The following is a 16,711-nucleotide window of genomic DNA, read 5'->3' as shown; positions in this document are numbered from 1 at the left end:
TATTCTCCACATTCTCTCGATAGCAGACCGGCAATCAGTCCTTTATGCAGCGAACGTAACAACCGAAGAGTTTCACGTTCTTACTCATGCTCGCATAATCCTTGTTAGCATACAAATAATAGGCAAAACGCGGAGATCGCGGATTAATGGCACGGGCATCTTCAGCGCAAGGATGCCCTTTTTTATGTGATATGCCCCATACATAGCTGGTTCAAGAACGAAAACATATACACACCTGCTTTCTTTAAATGTATATTACCGTAAAACAGAATGCAGGGCCTATATGACTTCACAAAGAATCCTTGCCGCATTCGGCATAATCAGTTCGCTCGGGCTTTTCGCCTGCGGAAACGCCACCTCCGATGATCCAAATGTATATTTTCCGCCAGAGGACGAAGAACTTGAAGGTTGCTCAATGGAGTCCCTCGCCGATGAATCGGGCGTAAAGGTCCTGTGTGACGGTGATTCCGTCGCCACTCTACTGAATGGGAAAGACGGCTCCGACGGCAAGGATGGCAAGAGTTGCACGGCAGAACCCCTGCAAAACAAGACCGGATTAAAAATCCTATGTGGCGAGGATTCCGTCGGCGTCGTGTACAACGGTCGCGACGGCAAAGACGGTAAGGACGGTGCAGGCTGTTCCATCACAAAGATTGACGAAATCAACGCCCGAATTATCTGTGGTTCGGATTCCATCACGTTCTACGTAGGGCGTTCCGACAAGATTCCCGTATCTATCGATTCGCTGACAGGCTTTGCGCAGAAGGGTCCCTTCCAAAAAGGTTCTTCCGTTTACCTGTACGAACTAACCGACGGCAAGACACTAAAACAGACAAAGGGGAATTACATCACAACCATCGAATCCGATGACGGTCGTTTCAAGTTTTCAGATATCGACTTGGAATGCCAATACGCCATGCTCCTTGCCGATGGACGGTACAAGAACGAAATCACGGGAAAGGGGACTGTTTCCACGATAAAGTTAAAGAGTCTTGTAGACATTTCCAAAGATAGAACCGCAAACATAAACCTCCTGACACATTTGGAGTACGACCGTATACAATATCTTGTTACGCAGAAAAAGATGAGTGTCGATTCCGCCAAGGCAATTGCGCAATCCGAAATATTCAAGACTTTCCATATCGATGCAGAAAAATTCGACAAGTCCGAAAAACTTGACGTAACCGGCAAAACAGATGCCGATGCGGCATTGCTGGCCGTATCTGTATTGTTGCAGGGAGAACGAAACGAATCCGACTTAAGCATTCTTTTAACCGACTTTTCCACGGACTTTCGCGAAGATGGAAAATGGAACGACGCCAAAAAACTAGCCACCATAGCCGACTGGGCCCGAGATTTTGACGCAACCGACACAACCCTTATGAAATCAAACGCAACATTCGCCAAAATCATTCGCCAGTACTGGAGCATCGAAAACGGGCTCGGCGCATGCGGTAGCGACAGCATTCCCAAAGGAACCGTAAAGAGAGTTACGAACAGTGATTCCAGATTTTTCGCCAAGACATACGCCGACACAGCCAAGTCCAAGGAACGCTTTACCTGCGTGGGCGACTCCAAATGGAGACTCGCCACAAATGTCGAGAAAGATACTCTGGAATGGAAACCGAAAAATAGCAAGGATGGCGCAATACTGACGGGACCGATTTCCGGGAGCAAGTACGTATTTGACAAGGACACGCTTCGCCAGGCAACAAAGGAAGAAATCAAGTGGAACAAGGGGTGCGTGAGTTACCTGAAAAACGAAAACGTTCTACTCGAGAATCAGTATTCCTACTACAAGTGTACCGATGATGGCTGGGCATTCGATTTCGAGCACCTGAACTTCGGTACGCTTACAGACAAGAGGGACGGGAAAACCTACAAGACCGTAGGCATAAAGAGTCAGATGTGGATGGCCGAGAACTTGAATTACGACTACAAGATAGACTCCCTAAGTTACGGGAACTACTGCTTTGACAATGTTCCTGAAAACTGCGAAAAGTTCGGGCGCATTTACCTGTGGTCAGCCGCAATGGACACCGCAAAAACCGGGTGCGGTTGGATGCACAAGTGCTCCCCCAAATATCCGGCACAGGGCATATGCCCCGACGGTTGGCACCTTCCCGATAATAGCGAATTCAACACGCTAATTGAAGCCGTTGGCGGCGCAGAAAATGCCGTAACCGCCCTCAAATCCACCGAAGGTTGGGCAATCAATCACGAGGGAAACAGTTCTAATGGAACGAATTTGTACGGGTTCAATGCATCTCCTGACGGGTACCTAGAGGAAAACGGGATTTTCATCTCTGACGGGATAATCGTCAACTACTGGAGTCCCACAGAAGATGGCGTGTATTACGGGCATGTGTTGGAATTCCATCACTACACCCAGATAGCGAAAGTTGGAATCGAATTAAAGGATCGAGGAAACTACATCCGTTGTGTAAAAGACTAAGGAATTCCGCCAGTTATTTCTGATTTGACCAGATGACGTAATCCCCGAGGGCTTCTATCTGCTTTTTATCAAGGTAGTACGCCAGCGAGGGTTTATTCGGAAGAATGATTTCGTACATGATAAAGGAATTGATCTTCCCTGCCGAAAGGGCCTTGTTCAGGCGGGTAAGAGTCTTTGAATTCGCCTTCCGTTCATCAATCTTCGGCAACAGGCCGGCAAGGCATTCCTTGATCATCGCCTCGCCCATGTCCTTGTTAGCCTCGGCACGCTTCTTGTACTCGGGTTCGAACTTCCACGCGGCCTCGATAAACGCGTAATACATCCAGAGGGTATCGGCCTCCACCACCACGGAACCATCGGGTGTCTGGAGGACACGTGCCTGCGGGTTGAACGCCCAGTGGCTTGAATCGAGCCCGTTGGCCGCATAGATTTTCTGACGCAGGGATTCGAGCCGCGGGTTGTTGCGGTTCAACACCTTCGCGATAGAAATCTCCTCGAGGGCCTTTTTCTGGTCGCCCTTGTTACGGTAAACGTCGGCAAGTAGCCAATGCGCAAGGTAATCGATGTAGTTCGCCTCAATCGCCTTCTTGTACCAGGACTCAGCCATGTCCCAGTTCTGCTCTATACCGAAGGTCTGCGCGATGTAGGCCATCACGATGGTCGCATTCGGGTCAAGCAGCAGCACGCGCTTGTAAGCATCGCGGGCTTTCGCGTATTCCTTCTTGGAAAAGAGATCCTCCGCCTTGTCTAAAGCCTTCTTCACGTCACCCTTGAACTCGAAGGCGGTCACCTTGTAACCTCCATCCACAAACCTGCGGTAGGCGGGCATGTTCAGCAAGTTGCTGCGATCCGGTTCCGGGAAAGGTTTCTTGAGTTCCTTCACGGAATAGGCAATCTTGGAGGAGTTCAGCGTCTCCATCGCGCGCTTCAGGGGGTTGTCGTCTTCCGCAAAGGCGACTGCGGCAGACATGCAGAAAATGAGAAGTGTCTTGAATTTCATACTGTAAGTATATATAAAAAATGATAAAGGTGACACAAAAGCCACCCTTTAATTTATTAAAAACATTGTAATCAATCAAACTGTAATTCGCCTAGAAACGAGCAAGACAAGGAACGCGAATCGAAGCTGTATTGACATACAGCGAGAGTTCGCGTGACACAGTATTGCGAAGTTTATCGGCGAATTACTTCACTTGCTTCGCAAAGGAATCCTTAAGATCCACCGTGCGGTTGAACACCAGGTGGCCCGGCTTGGAATCTTCGCTATCGAGGCAGAAATAGCCCTGACGCATGAACTGGAAGCGGTCTTCCAGCTTGGCGTCGACGAGGCTCGGTTCCACCTTGGCCTGCTTGATGACCATGGAATCCGGATTCAGGTAGTCGTGCCAGTCTTCGCCTTCGGGAACCGCAGCCGGATCTTCGAGCGTAAACAAGTTATTGATGAGGCGCACTTCGGCGTCCACGGCATGTGCCGCAGAAACCCAATGAATGGTGCCCTTGACCTTGCGGCCATCGGGAGTCTCGCCACCCTTGCTCTGCGGGTCATATTCGCAGTGGATGACCGTCACCTTGCCGCTCTCGTCCTTCTCGACGCTCTTGCAGGTCACGAAGTAGGCGCCCTTCAGGCGGACTTCGCCATCCGGCTTGAGGCGGAAGTACTTCTTGGGCGGTTCTTCCATGAAGTCGTCGGCCTCGATGTAGAGTTCCTTACCGAAGGGGACTTCGCGGGTACCGGCAGCGGGATCGTTCGGGTTGTTTTCCACCTTGATCATCTCGACCTTGCCGTCTTCCCAGTTGTCAATCACGAGCTTCACCGGGTCGATAACCGCCATCACGCGGTTCGCCGTCTTGTTCAGTTCTTCGCGGATGCAGAAGTACAAGAGGTTCACGTCGACCATGGAGTCGGCCTTCGACACGCCAATGCGGTCGCAGAACTCGCGGATGGAACTGGGCGTAAAGCCACGGCGGCGGTAACCGCAAACCGTCGGCATGCGCGGGTCGTTCCAACCCATCACGGCCTTCGTTTCCACCAGTTCCAAGAGCTTGCGCTTGCTCATCATGGTGTAGGTCAGGTTCAGGCGGGCAAATTCAATCTGCTGCGGGCGGTTGTCGAGGCCAAGTTCAATCAGGAACCAGTCGTACAGCGGGCGGTGCGCCTCGAATTCCAGCGTACAGATGGAGTGCGTGATGCCTTCGATCCAGTCGCTGAGCGGGTGGGCAAAGTCGTACATCGGGTAGATGCACCACTTGTCGCCGGTGCGGTGGTGGGTGCAGTGCTTGATGCGGTAGATGACCGGGTCACGCATGTTCATGTTCGGGCTAGCGAGGTCCACCTTCGCACGGAGGCACTTCTCGCCATCGGCGTACTTGCCGTCGCGCATTTCGCGGAAGAGCTTCATGTTCTCTTCGATGCTGCGGTCGCGGTAAGGGCTCGGGCGGCTGGGCTTGCCGGCATCGTTGCCGCGGTATTCCTGCATCTCGTCGCGAGTCAGGTCTTCCACGTAGGCCTTGCCCATCTCGATAAGCTTTTCGGCAAAAGCGTAAATCTGGTCGTAGTAGTCGCTGGCAAAGTATTCGCCGCCCTTCCATTCAAAACCGAGCCACTTCACATCTTCGCGGATGGAGTCCACGTATTCCACGTCTTCCTTGGAGGGGTTCGTGTCGTCAAAGCGCAGGTTCGTGATGCCGCCGAAATCCTTGTACTTGATGGCGGTACCGAAATTCAGGCAGATGGACTTGGCGTGCCCGATGTGGATGTAGCCGTTGGGTTCGGGCGGGAAACGGGTATGCACCTTGGTGCGCTTGCCCGTCTTGAGGTCGTTGACGATGATGTCCTGTACAAAATTCGAGGATTCAGGGATTTCCATAGTTGAACCTTTGGTTTTTAACGGAACAAATATAAAAAAAAGCCCCCGAACGAATCGGGGACACATTCAAACCGGACGGGATGCCGTCGCAGTTCTAGTTCTTGGGAACCTGGGCGCCAGTGCCTTCCACGGCACCGAACAGTTCGAGCGCCTTCGCAAACGGATAGCGGTTCATGAACATCGTGGCGGAAGATTCCATCTTGCCGACCATGTTCATGCCCATCGCAGCACGGAAGGTGTTCGCCGGAGAATTCGGATCGTAATCGGTCTTTTCCTTGTAGCTTGCGTTGAGGAAGCCGTTCAGGTAGGCTTCGTCAAGCTTGCCCTTGAACACGGACGGATCCTTGAGAGTCTTGTTGCCTTCGACCTCGGCGAGCTGTTCCACATCCTCGAAGTCCTTGGCCCAGATACGCATGAACTGTCCACCGCCCGGAATCATGAGGTCGGCCTGCTTGTTCAGGAAGAAGATGTTGTTGGTCGCGGTCGTCACGCGGGCAGCTTCCTTCTTCTTGTCGCTATCGACATGGCCACGATCAAGGGCGGCCATGATGGTGCAACCGATAATGTTGTGGTCGATGTAGGCGTTGAGACCCGGCATGTAGCGGTATCCGTAGCCCATGTCGCCCTGGTCCTTGAGACGAGACCATGCAAAGAGCAGGGTGTTGTGATGGAACTTGACAACGGCATTTTCCTTGGCGCTGGAACCACGGAGTTCAAGACCTGCCATACGGAGCGCAACGAATATGTTGTTCGAAATTTCGGCCGTCCCCTTGAACATGCCGCGGATAGCGTAGTTGGGAGCGTTCACGAAGGCGCAGTTCTTGATGACCAAGTCGACGGTCGGGTTGTCGAGGTAGATTTCGGAAGTCTCGGTCGTGAGGACGCGGCCGGTCAGGTCCGGACCACCGACACCGGCAGCCCCGATCGGCTGCATCATACCGCTTTCCACGCCTTCAGGCTTGCCCGCACGGTTCGGATCCTTGTCACCGTTATAGGCGATGGAGTTGCCGCGGTTGAACAGGAGACCGTCAATGACGACCTTGCCTCCGTCCAGCTTGATCTGCATGGTGCCATTGCCCTTTGCCGTTCCGTTGGACTCGGCAGTGGGTTCGATCAGGGTCTTGTACTTGAGCACGTCGCGGGTCTTGAAATCGGTGGAATAACCGCCAACGATAGTCACCGGCTTGGTGACAAGGATATTGCCGCAGTCGAGCGTACCGAAGTAGTTACCCTCGGCAACGAGGATGGTAGAACCAGCCGGAGCGGCATCGAGCGCCTTCTGGAGGTTCTTCATCGGCTTGTCGGCAGAAAGGCCGTCCTTGCGATTGGAACCGGTTTCCTTGCTAACATAATAGGTATCGGCATAGGCGGACGTGCACAAGGCCGCAGCCAGAGCCATGACGAGAATTTTCATGTTTTTCATATTACTCCTTTAAAGTTTTGCGAAAATATAATACAAAAATCTTACCGACGGCGCTGTTCTTCGCGAATTTTTTCCATGCGGGCCTTGTACTTCGTGTTTACCGCGTTGAGCCTCTCATCCGTAAAAGCCTTCTTGAAAGACGAATCCATCATCCCGTAGATGGATTCACGCACGCCCTGGATAAAGAATCTCGCCTCGAAATCCTCACCGAAATTTTTTCTCATCCCATCAAAGAGAATATCGATTGTCACGCCCTGCGTGTAGGAATACTTGACTATCATGGACGCCGTGTCCGCAAGGACAACCTTCTTGCCCGTGATCGGCCCTGCAATAGCAATCGGCGACGCGTTTTCACCCGCCTCCCTGCGTTCCTTTGCCACCTTGTCGTAGTGCTTGTTGACCGCATTTTGTTCTTCCGCCGAAAGCTGGAGTTTCCAACTTGAATCCTTCAGAGCCCTCTCGTTGTCGGCGATTCCCTGAATCATAGCATCGAGTTCAAGCATTGCGCCGACCCGCTGGGGCGTATTCATGTACGACGGCAACCCGTAGACCGAGCCCAGGATGTAAGCAAAAACTTGCATGTCGGTTGTCGTATCCACTGCGGAATTCTGCGGCTGGGCCGTATTTTCCCGGACTGAAGCCTGAGCCTCGACCGCCTGCTTATCGGCCTTCTGCGGCTCATCCGATTCACAAGCAAGCAGCGCAAAGGCACAAACACACAAGGCAACAAAATTTTTCATAGTAAATCCTCTTTTGCCCTAAATATTATATATCTTTTGTAAGGATTATTTATAGTTCAGCCCCAGGTGGGCGGACAAAAGAGGTAAAATTGAACCGTATCGACGGAAAAACAGAGACGCTCTGTATCTTCGGGCATCCGGTGGCGCACAGCAAGTCGCCCGCGATGCACAACGCCCTTTTCGAGGCGCTAGGAATCAACGCACGCTACCTCCCCCATGCACCAGAACCGGAAAAATTCGCGGACGCCATCCGCGGGTTCAGGGCAATGAATTTCCGGGGGGCAAACGTCACCATCCCGTACAAGACCGAATTCGTAGGTTGCGACGGAACCCCCAGGCTCGTAGACGAGCTTAGCAACATCAGCAAGTTTACCGGCAGCGTGAACACGCTATACTGGAAGGACGGAATTGTCGGGGGCACCCTCCGCGGAACGACAACCGACCCGTACGGCTGCATCCGCAACCTCGAAGAGAACGGCGTGAACGTCAGCAACAAGCGCGTGGCGCTCCTCGGGAACGGCGGCGCCGCAAAGGCAATCGCGTTTACGCTCGTGGAACAGGGCAACGCGCTCACCATCGTGTGCCGCACGGCAGAAAAGGGCCAGGCGCTCGCCGACAGCCTTAATGCGGTATTTGTCGAGGTCGGGGTAAAGGTTTCGACCTTCGCCGACTTCGAAAGCATCTCCGCCGATTTCGACATCATCATCAACGCGACATCCGTGGGCATGACCCCGAACGAAGGCGAAAGCCCGCTCCCCGCGGAATGCCTCCACAAGGGGCAGGTCGTGTGCGACATCGTGTACGCGCCGCCGCGCACCAGGCTATTGCAGATGGCAGAGGCGAAGGGCTGCAAGGTCGTCACGGGCGAAGGCATGCTCGTACACCAGGGGTTGGAAAGTTTCCGCAAGTGGTTCCCGAAGGAGACGGAGGGCCGCACCAACGAAGAACTGACTGCGATTATGCGCAAAGGGATGCAGGGCTAACATGAAAGAGCATATTTTCCTCACCGGATTCATGGCCAGCGGCAAGAGCCGCACGGGCCGCACCCTTTCCGAACGCCTGGGCCGCCCGCTCGTCGATACCGACGCAGTTATCGTCGAGCGCGCAGGCAAGAGCATCAGCGAGATCTTTGAACAGGATGGCGAAGCGAAGTTCCGCGAGATGGAACGCGACGTGATTGCAGAAATCGCGGCCAACGAGACACCCCAGGTGGTATCGCTCGGCGGCGGCGCCATCAACAATCCCGAAAACGTGAAGGTCATCCGCGAATCGGGAACGCTCATCCGCCTGTGGGCCAAGCCCGAAATACTGAGTGAACGCATCGGCCGCAAGAACACGCGCCCGCTGCTCGCAAACCTCAGCGACGAGGAACGCCTCGCGAAAATCAAGGTGATGCTCAAGGAGCGCGAAAAGAACTACGCGCAGGCGGATTTCAGCGTGGAAAGCACGAACGACGTGAACGATTCCCACATCATCGAGCGAATCCTGCGCATGTTGCAGTTTTGGAAGAGCCACGCGCTCGATGTTTACCCGAGCAGCGGGGGCCGCTACCCCATCTTTATCGGGAAGGATATCGTCCCCGAGACGGCATGCCTGCTCGAAGGCCTGCAGCTCTCCCCCTCACACGAATTTCTGGTATGCACCGACACGACCATCGCGAAGGCGCAGGGCAACATGCTGAACATGCTCCGCGGCCAAGCCGGCAGGTGTCCCGTATTCAAGTTCCAGGCGGGCGAACGCAACAAGACGCTCCACAACCTGAACCAGCTTTTCACGTTCATGCTGCACCGCGGCTACACCCGCAAGAGTTGCCTTCTGCAGTTCAGCGGCGGTGTCGTTGGCGACATGGCCGGCTTCGGAGCCGCCACCTACCAGCGCGGCATCCCGTTCATCCAGTTCCCCACGACCCTCCTCAGCATGGTCGACAGTTCCGTGGGCGGCAAGGTGGCGGTGAACCACCCCGAAGGCAAGAACATGATAGGCGCGTTCTACCAGCCCCGCGCGGTGGTTTGCGACATCTCGGTACTTTCGACCCTCAACGACACCGAATACCTCGCGGGCCTTGCCGAAATCGTCAAATACGGCGTCATCTACGACGAGGAATTCTTCCGCTACCTGGAAGGCAACGTAAATGCCATCAAGAACCGTGACTTCGATGCGCTCAAGCACATGATTTTCCGCAGCTGCCAGATCAAGGCAGAGGTCGTGGGCATCGACGAGAAGGAATCGGGCCTGCGCGCCATTCTCAACTACGGGCACACCTTCGGGCATGCCATCGAAAAACTTACCGGCTACAACATGTTCAGCCACGGCATCGCGGTTTCGCTCGGGATGCGCGTTGCCGCAAGGGCCGCCGTAATGCTCGGTATGATGGATGCCGCGGCAGAGGCCCGCCAGAACGCGCTCCTCGATGCGCTCGGATTCCCGAAAACCTTTGGCGTGGATACGGAAAAGGCCTGGGATGCGATGGCGGTCGACAAGAAGGCCGAAAAGGGCACGCGCGTCTACATTCTGCCCACCAGAATCGGTGCGGTCGAAAAAGTGACGAACATCGAAAAAGAAATTGTAACGAAAGCATGGGATGCAATTAGGTGAGGAATAGCATATGAGCATATTAGTTACAGGCGGAACGGGAGGACTCGGATTCCATATCCTCTCGGCACTAAGTGGCACGAGCCGCGGACTTTACAGTTTCAGCGATGAACAGCCGCAGCCCTGGCAGAAGGTGGACGGCGTGGAGTACCTCACTGGCGACATGCTGAACTTCAAGGACGTGCTGGAGATGATGCAGAAGGTCGAGCCTACGCACATCTACCACCTCGCAAGCCAATCCTCCGTGGGGCTCAGCTACAAGAAGCCCTACGAGACCCTGAACATAAACCTGCTCGGCACGCAGACGCTCCTGGAAGCCGCAAGGCAGGTGGTTCCGAAGGCGAAAATCATGCTGCTCAGTTCAAGCGAAATTTACGGCCGCACGGAACAGCACCTCACCTACCTCCACAAGGAAACCGACCTGCCGAACCCGCTCACTCCCTACGCGACATCGAAGGCGTGCATGGAAATTCTCGGCAACCAGTTCCGCAACGCAAACGACATGCACATCGTCGCCGTGCGCCCCTTCCATTTCACGGGTCCGCACCACAGCAGGCGTTTCGCAATCCCCTCCATTACCTACCAGCTGGTAAAGATAAAGTATTACCATGCCGAACCCGTTGTCTATTCGGGCAGTCTTGATATCAGCCGCGACGTGGTGGACGTTCGCGACGTTGCCCGCGGGATGATACAGATTCTCAACACGGCCCCCTCCGGCCAAGTCTACAACATCTGCAGCGGAAAGTCCTATACCTTCCGCGAACTTGTCGACATGCTCGTCGAGATTGCTGACGTGAGCGTGGACTTCCGTTTCGACCCCGCCTACGAACGCACGAACGACATTCCGCTTCTTGTGGGAGACCCCACCAAGGTGAACGAAATCGGCTGGAAACCCATGATAAGCATCGAGGACAGCCTCACCGACCTCTTCAACGAGATGGTCGTACGCAGGCGCACAGAACTCAAGCTCGGCATGGGCAAGGACCTGCCTCTGTAACCGAAGACGACCCCTCCCCAAAAGCTCGTTCACTATGCGTCTCACGCATACTGAGCATGAAAATTAAGCATTTTGTGCATGTTCCGAAAAAATTTATATTATATGCGAAACATTTCGGAGTGGCAAAGTGAAACTCAAGTTTTTAACGCTATTTTCAATCCTTGCGCTCGCTGCGAGCGTGTTTGCGGAGAGTGCCATGAGCAACATTACGGTAAACCTGCGCTATACGGGTAAGAACGGGGCGGCAAAGAAGTTCGCCGAAGAGATGGTCTCTAGCGGGACGGTGGCGAAAATCCGTGCCGAGAAGGGCAACATCCGCTACGAATATTTCCAGTCGCTGGACGATCCCGAGACTATCTTGCTGATTGACGCGTGGGAAAGCCAGGCAGCCATCGACGTGCACCACGCTTCGCCCATGATGAAGACGATTGCGAAACTCCGCGACAAGTACGACTTGAAAATGACGGTCGAGCGCTACACGCCCGACAACACCATGCCCAAGACCGACGAAAAGTTCATCAGGAAGTAGCCCTATGAAATCGCCCGCGTTGTTTTCGACCTTGCTCCTGGCTCTGTTTTTGAGCCTCCTTGCTGCGTGTTCCGACGACAGTTCGTCTTCGCCGACAGGTGAGGTCACTCCGGCGAGTAAGTCCCGTGGCAAAACACTCGTGGCCTACTTCTCGAGAACGGGCAACACCAAGCCACTGGCCGAATACGCTGCGGAATACCTAAGCGCAACATTATTCGAAATCACCGCGAAAATCCCCTACACCGACGAAGACATCGCCTATTATACGGACTGCCGCGCCGACCGCGAACAGAAAGACGAATCCGCCCGCCCCGAAATCGCAACCGCTGTCGAGAACATGGACGAATACGATACCGTCATCATCGCGCACCCGATATGGCACGGGATTGCACCCCGCATCATAAGCACGTTCCTCGAAGGCTACGACTTTTCCGGCAAGACCCTGCTCACTTTCTGCACGTCGGCTTCAAGCCCGCTGGGCCAAAGCGCCAAGCTGCTGCAGGAACTTACGCCCAATTCCACATGGCTCGAAAGCAAGCGCTTCGCCATCGGCACCAGCCGCGAGGAAATCGAAGAATGGCTGGAAGACGTTCTGCGCCCGTAACCCATAGTCGACCATCATCGGGATTGCCATGAATTTTAAGAATTACTTAACTGCAAGCATTGTTTTGACCGCATCCCTGGCCGCGGCTGCCTTTGCCGGCGGTGCCATCGACGTCCATTCCCATGTGATTCCTGCGGATTATTTGGCCAATTTGCAAAAGCATAACGCGCAGTTGGACGAAGGTTTTCCGCTCCCCAAATGGGACGTGAGCGCCCACCTGAAATGGATGGACGAAGCTCAGGTGCAAACCTCTGTTTTGACGCTCGCTGCCCCGCAGCCCTATTTCGGCGACGCGAACGAAAGCGCCTCAATCATCCGCAAGGTGAACGAGGTCGGCTCATCCCTGAAAAAGCAACACCCCGGTCGATTCATGTACTGCGCGGCACTCCCGCTGCCCGACGTGAAAAAGTCCATCGCCGAAGCGGCTTACGCCCTCGATACGCTCAAGGCCGACTGCATCAAGCTTGCGACCAACGTAAAGGGGCAGTACCTGGGCGCGCCCGAACTGGACGCCCTGTTTGACTACCTGAATAAAAAGCACGCCGTCGTGATTTTGCACCCTCACAGGCCGGAGCCCGTCAACAAGGACGTAATGAAGCAGACCCCGCTTGCCATGCAGGAGTACCTTTCCGAAACGACCCGAGCTGTCACCAACATGATTTCTAGGAACGTGCTGGCTCGCTACCCAAACGTGAAAGTGGTGGTGCCCCATTGCGGCGCGTATCTCCCGCTCGCGTTGCCCCGCATGAAGTCGCTGATTCCCGTGATGCAGCAGAACAAGCTCATCGGGAATATCGACTGGGAAAAGAACCTGGCCTCGCTCTATTACGACCTTGCCGGAGCACACTCCGCAGAGACCATCCGCATGATGCTTACCATCACCACGCCCGACCACCTGCTTTACGGCTCCGATTACCCCTACGTGGCGCCCAAGGTGCTTACCGCGAGCATCGAACGGCTCAAGGCGTATCTGAAAAAAGAGGCTGACCTTGCGCCCTATTACGATATGATTCTTGATGGCAATGCCCGCGCACTGTTTGGCGATAAGGCGACCAGCGGGAAATAGATTCTACGCCAGCGTCACTTTGAAAAATTCCACGTTCATTTCGCGGTCGGCGAGCGGCACAATCTTGCGGCTCTTGGGAATGTCGTAATCGAACTTCTGGTCCGAAACGAACGTCAACAGCGAAGACTGTTCGATGAGCTTTGAAATGCCCTTTGTGCTGTCGTGCTTGATGAAGGTGGCGTCGGGAATCTTCTTGCGCTTGACCTGCTCCCAGAACCCTACGTTGCTGCGCTGGATGATGGTTTCGCCCTTGAGTTCCCGGAGCCGGATGGACTTGCGCTTGGCAAGCGGGTGCTTTTTCGGGAGCGCAATCGAGAGCCGCTCCTGCATATATTTTTCGGCACGGTACTTCTTTGCACGGGGGGCCTTAAGCGTGATGCCGATATCCGCCGTGCCTTCGTTCAGCGCCTTCAGCACGCCCGCCTCATTGTCGATAATCTCGTAGGTGACCTGCGCGCCGGGGTATTTCTCCTGCAGTTCCTGCACCATCCGCATGGCGGGGAGGATGGCCACCGACGCGATGGAGAACGTGCGCGTGCCCGCTCCCTGCGGGCTCACCTTTTCCATCATCTCGCCTTGCAAATCCATGATGCGCTTCGCATATTCGGCGACCGTGCGTCCCTTCTCGTTCAGCTCGATGCGGTTCTTTTTGCGCTCAAAGAGCGGAGCACCGATTTCGTCTTCCAACTTCTTGAACGCGCGGCTCACCGCCGGCTGCGAAGTGTAGAGTTTGTCCGCAACGGCCGAAAGCGTCCCGTATTCCAGGAACCCGGCCAGCAATCGCAAAATGTAGGTCTCGACAAACATAAAAAGCCCCTTTTGGGGAGAATATAATAAATCCGCTATGCGCCAAGTGAATAGTGGACGTTTAAAACTTACCCACAGGCACAACTTTGATGGTGTAGCCTTTTTTTTCGATAGTCCTTTCCTCGTTCCATGTCACAATAGTCAGGTTGTCGCAGCCTAGTTCTCCCGCACATTCGACGATGCTGTCTACTTCCCGCTTTATAGTCTTTTCTTTGGACATGTCGTAGCAAACCTGGATAAGTTCCTTGACCTTGTTGCCTTCACGAAGTACAAAGTCGGTTTCCTTGTCGTTTCGGGAATGGTAATAGAACAAAGTCTTTTCGGTGTCATACCCGCGATGGAGCAACTCCACAAAGACCTGGTTTTCCAGCAGTTTTCCGAGATTATCGCTCAAATTAAAAGCCTTCGACGCAACAAAACCATTGTCAACCACATACACCTTGCGAGGCGCTTTTTTCATCAACTTTAGTTTGTTGTTATACCTGTCCAGATAATAAAACAGAAACGGCTCGTGCAAATAATCCATGAACTTTTTTGTTGTGCTGACGCTAGAGAGCCCAAGGTCATCTGCCACGTCATTGTAGCTAAATGTTCCCGTGAAATTGGACAAAAGAAACATGGCTACATTGTTCAAGTCAGTTGCGTTTCTGATCTTATGTCTTCTGACAATATCCTTGTACAGAATGGAATCGAAAAGGATCTGTAAATAACTTTGGGTAATAGACCTTTGAGTAAAAGTCTCTGGATAACCGCCGTTTTTCAAGAAGTCGTCTTGTATTTTTTCTGCATTACCCAAGCGGTCTGCAAACTGCGATGCTTCGGCAAGGCTAAATGGCAGCATGTTGATTTCAAGGTAGCGGCCAGTTAGTACGGTTGCCATTTCTCCAGAAAGCATTTTGGCGTTACTGCCGGTTATGACCAAATTTACACCACGTCGATAAAGTTTATTAACCCAGACGTCCCAACCGTCAATGTTCTGCACTTCGTCCAGCAGCAGGTACTCGTAATTCGGATAAATTTCGCCAAGCAACATCTCGGCCTGCTGTTCGTCCCACTTGTTCAATAGTTCGTTGTCGTCAAAATTCAGGTAGGCGAAGTTTTTGCCCCGCAACATCAAAAGGGCCTGGGTGGATTTTCCGACACGCCTCGGCCCCGTCAAAAGCTTGATGTTCGGACTTTTCAGCAATTCGTCAAAGTTGTATATGGTTTGACGGGGGATATACGGCAGACCGAGAAGTCTGTCCCGCTCCTTGCGCTGGTTTTGTATGGCTATCTTCATAGGATGAACCGTCCTTTACCCATAAAAATAGCTTTTTTTATTCAATAAATGCACTGTATTGGATAAAAAATGTACTTTTTTATCCATTTTGACTAAAATTTTGGCTATTTTCACCAGTTCTCGTAGCGGTGTCCCGTATTGAGGGCGGCGATTTGCTTCATTTCGTCGTCTGTCAACTCGAAGTCGAAAATCGATATGTTTTCTGCGATGTGGTCAGGGTTCTTGGAGCCCGGAATGGCAATGTAGCCCGATTGCACATGCCAGCGCAACACCACCTGTGCGGCCGATTTCCCGTGAGCCTTCGCTATCTTTGCGACAACCTTGTTCCCCAAGACGTCTTCGGTGTGGCCGCGCCCGCCCAGCGGGTAATAAGATTCCACCACAGCGCCGAAGCGTTTTGCGTAATCCTTGAAATCCGTGTTCTGGTAGAACACATGGTTCTCGTTTTGCACCACGGCAGGCTTGATTTCGAAATCAGCAAAAAAGCGCTTCGCCGTCTTTTCGGTGTAGTAGTTCGAAATGCCGATGGAACGGATTTTCTTCGCCTTCACAGCACGTTCCATAGCCTTGTAAACCGCCTTGTCCTCGGCGTCGCTCCCGTGCTGGTGCAACAGCATCAAATCAATATATTCGAGCCCCAGCTTTTCGAGTGAGTCGTCGATGTCCTCGTCCAAGGAGTTGCTCCACGGCACCAGTTTCGACGTCACGAACAAATCTTCGCGCTTCACGAGCCCGTCGTCAATCGCCCGACGAATCCCCCTACCCACGGCTTCTTCGTTGTCGTAATATTTTGCCGTATCAATCAATCAATCGATACCCGTTCTTGATGGCGACATAGACCGCATCTTCAGCCACCTTGCCGCGCAAAGTCCAAGTGCCAAGCCCGAGAACCGGCATATCGAAACCCGAATTCAACTTGACCGTTGGGGCCGCCCCTTTGCCATTCTGCACGATTGAACCTCCTTTGTCCGAAACCTTCGGCACCGCCTGCGACGCGGCATCGCTCGAACACGCCATGAACAGGAAAACGAACAAGAAACTGAACCACCTCATGCCCTAAAAATAACCAAATCCCGCAACAAACCCAAATACTTATTTCGCATAAAAGATATGCTTTGAAGGCATAGGTGGGGGAAGCCTCCCCCTGATTGCAGCCTTGGCCTGTTGTCACCCTGGACCCTGGAGCGAAGCGATAGGGGATAGGGTCCAGGCCAAGTCTTCCATCACCCCCTCTCTTCAGCATTATCCGCAAATTCTGAATGCACTCGGAATCTCTGGAATAGAAAGTGCCCCATGCAGTTGGACATATACGGGGAAAGACGGCGCGCAATTCGACCTTCTGATCGACCGCA

At 53.5% G+C, this 16,711-nt stretch carries 15 protein-coding genes; 7 read left to right on the top strand and 8 right to left on the bottom strand.

Features of this window, described 5'->3' with window-relative positions; genetic code table 11:
- Positions 1–283: 283 nt before the first annotated feature.
- Entirely contained in the window at positions 284–2,455 is a 2,172-nt protein-coding gene (locus B2310_RS04975; RefSeq protein WP_290729124.1) for a fibrobacter succinogenes major paralogous domain-containing protein, read from the top strand.
- 13 nt (positions 2,456–2,468) lie between these two features.
- On the opposite strand, the gene B2310_RS04970 is transcribed toward B2310_RS04975, so the two are convergent.
- From B2310_RS04970 to B2310_RS04955, 4 genes are all read right to left on the bottom strand, one after another.
- Positions 2,469–3,455 carry a tetratricopeptide repeat protein gene (locus B2310_RS04970; protein ID WP_290729122.1) on the bottom strand — a complete coding sequence of 329 codons (987 nt, stop codon included), beginning with the start codon at positions 3,453–3,455 and terminating at the stop codon, positions 2,469–2,471.
- A gap of 184 nt (positions 3,456–3,639) precedes the next feature.
- Positions 3,640–5,322: a glutamine--tRNA ligase/YqeY domain fusion protein gene (locus B2310_RS04965; RefSeq protein ID WP_290729120.1), complete on the bottom strand. Its 1,683-nt coding sequence runs from the start codon at positions 5,320–5,322 to the stop codon at positions 3,640–3,642.
- 94 nt (positions 5,323–5,416) lie between these two features.
- Entirely contained in the window at positions 5,417–6,745 is a 1,329-nt protein-coding gene (locus B2310_RS04960; protein ID WP_173381839.1) for a hypothetical protein, read from the bottom strand.
- A gap of 41 nt (positions 6,746–6,786) precedes the next feature.
- Positions 6,787–7,485 carry a hypothetical protein gene (locus B2310_RS04955; protein WP_290726965.1) on the bottom strand — a complete coding sequence of 233 codons (699 nt, stop codon included), beginning with the start codon at positions 7,483–7,485 and terminating at the stop codon, positions 6,787–6,789.
- 89 nt (positions 7,486–7,574) lie between these two features.
- Between B2310_RS04955 and aroE the strand changes: the two genes are divergently transcribed.
- The 6 genes from aroE to B2310_RS04925 all read left to right on the top strand — a co-directional run bounded on the left by aroE (position 7,575) and on the right by B2310_RS04925 (position 13,273).
- Positions 7,575–8,468 carry a shikimate dehydrogenase gene (aroE, locus tag B2310_RS04950; protein WP_290726966.1) on the top strand — a complete coding sequence of 298 codons (894 nt, stop codon included), beginning with the start codon at positions 7,575–7,577 and terminating at the stop codon, positions 8,466–8,468.
- Position 8,469: 1 nt separating this feature from the next.
- A complete protein-coding gene (gene aroB, locus B2310_RS04945; protein ID WP_290729118.1) occupies positions 8,470–10,080 on the top strand; it encodes a 3-dehydroquinate synthase in 1,611 nt (536 codons plus the stop codon).
- A gap of 10 nt (positions 10,081–10,090) precedes the next feature.
- Positions 10,091–11,074, top strand: coding sequence for a GDP-mannose 4,6-dehydratase (locus B2310_RS04940; RefSeq protein WP_173366634.1), 984 nt, complete (start codon positions 10,091–10,093; stop codon positions 11,072–11,074).
- A 196-nt stretch (positions 11,075–11,270) separates the two neighbouring features.
- Positions 11,271–11,603, top strand: coding sequence for a putative quinol monooxygenase (locus B2310_RS04935; RefSeq protein WP_072980505.1), 333 nt, complete (start codon positions 11,271–11,273; stop codon positions 11,601–11,603).
- 4 nt (positions 11,604–11,607) lie between these two features.
- On the top strand, positions 11,608–12,207 hold the full coding sequence (locus B2310_RS04930; protein WP_290729115.1) for a flavodoxin: 600 nt from the start codon (positions 11,608–11,610) through the stop codon (positions 12,205–12,207).
- 28 nt (positions 12,208–12,235) lie between these two features.
- A complete protein-coding gene (locus B2310_RS04925; protein ID WP_290729113.1) occupies positions 12,236–13,273 on the top strand; it encodes an amidohydrolase family protein in 1,038 nt (345 codons plus the stop codon).
- A gap of 3 nt (positions 13,274–13,276) precedes the next feature.
- On the opposite strand, the gene B2310_RS04920 is transcribed toward B2310_RS04925, so the two are convergent.
- The 4 genes from B2310_RS04920 to B2310_RS04905 all read right to left on the bottom strand — a co-directional run bounded on the left by B2310_RS04920 (position 13,277) and on the right by B2310_RS04905 (position 16,412).
- Positions 13,277–14,080 (bottom strand): LysR family transcriptional regulator, encoded by an 804-nt coding sequence (locus B2310_RS04920; protein WP_290729111.1) that lies wholly within the window; start codon positions 14,078–14,080, stop codon positions 13,277–13,279.
- Positions 14,081–14,141: 61 nt separating this feature from the next.
- On the bottom strand, positions 14,142–15,359 hold the full coding sequence (locus B2310_RS04915) for an ATP-binding protein (protein ID WP_290729109.1): 1,218 nt from the start codon (positions 15,357–15,359) through the stop codon (positions 14,142–14,144).
- Between the two features lie 110 nt (positions 15,360–15,469).
- Positions 15,470–16,165, bottom strand: coding sequence for an aldo/keto reductase (locus tag B2310_RS04910; protein ID WP_290729107.1), 696 nt, complete (start codon positions 16,163–16,165; stop codon positions 15,470–15,472).
- Positions 16,158–16,412, bottom strand: coding sequence for a hypothetical protein (locus B2310_RS04905; protein WP_290729106.1), 255 nt, complete (start codon positions 16,410–16,412; stop codon positions 16,158–16,160). The genes B2310_RS04910 and B2310_RS04905 overlap by 8 nt, the downstream gene beginning before the upstream one ends.
- Positions 16,413–16,711: the final 299 nt, after the last annotated feature.

The sequence above is a fragment of the Fibrobacter sp. UBA3629 genome (assembly GCF_002374005.1).
Classification (GTDB): Bacteria; Fibrobacterota; Fibrobacteria; order Fibrobacterales; family Fibrobacteraceae; genus Fibrobacter.
The sequence above is the reverse complement of the archived record's forward strand: the minus strand, read 5'-3'. Positions and strand labels throughout refer to the sequence as shown.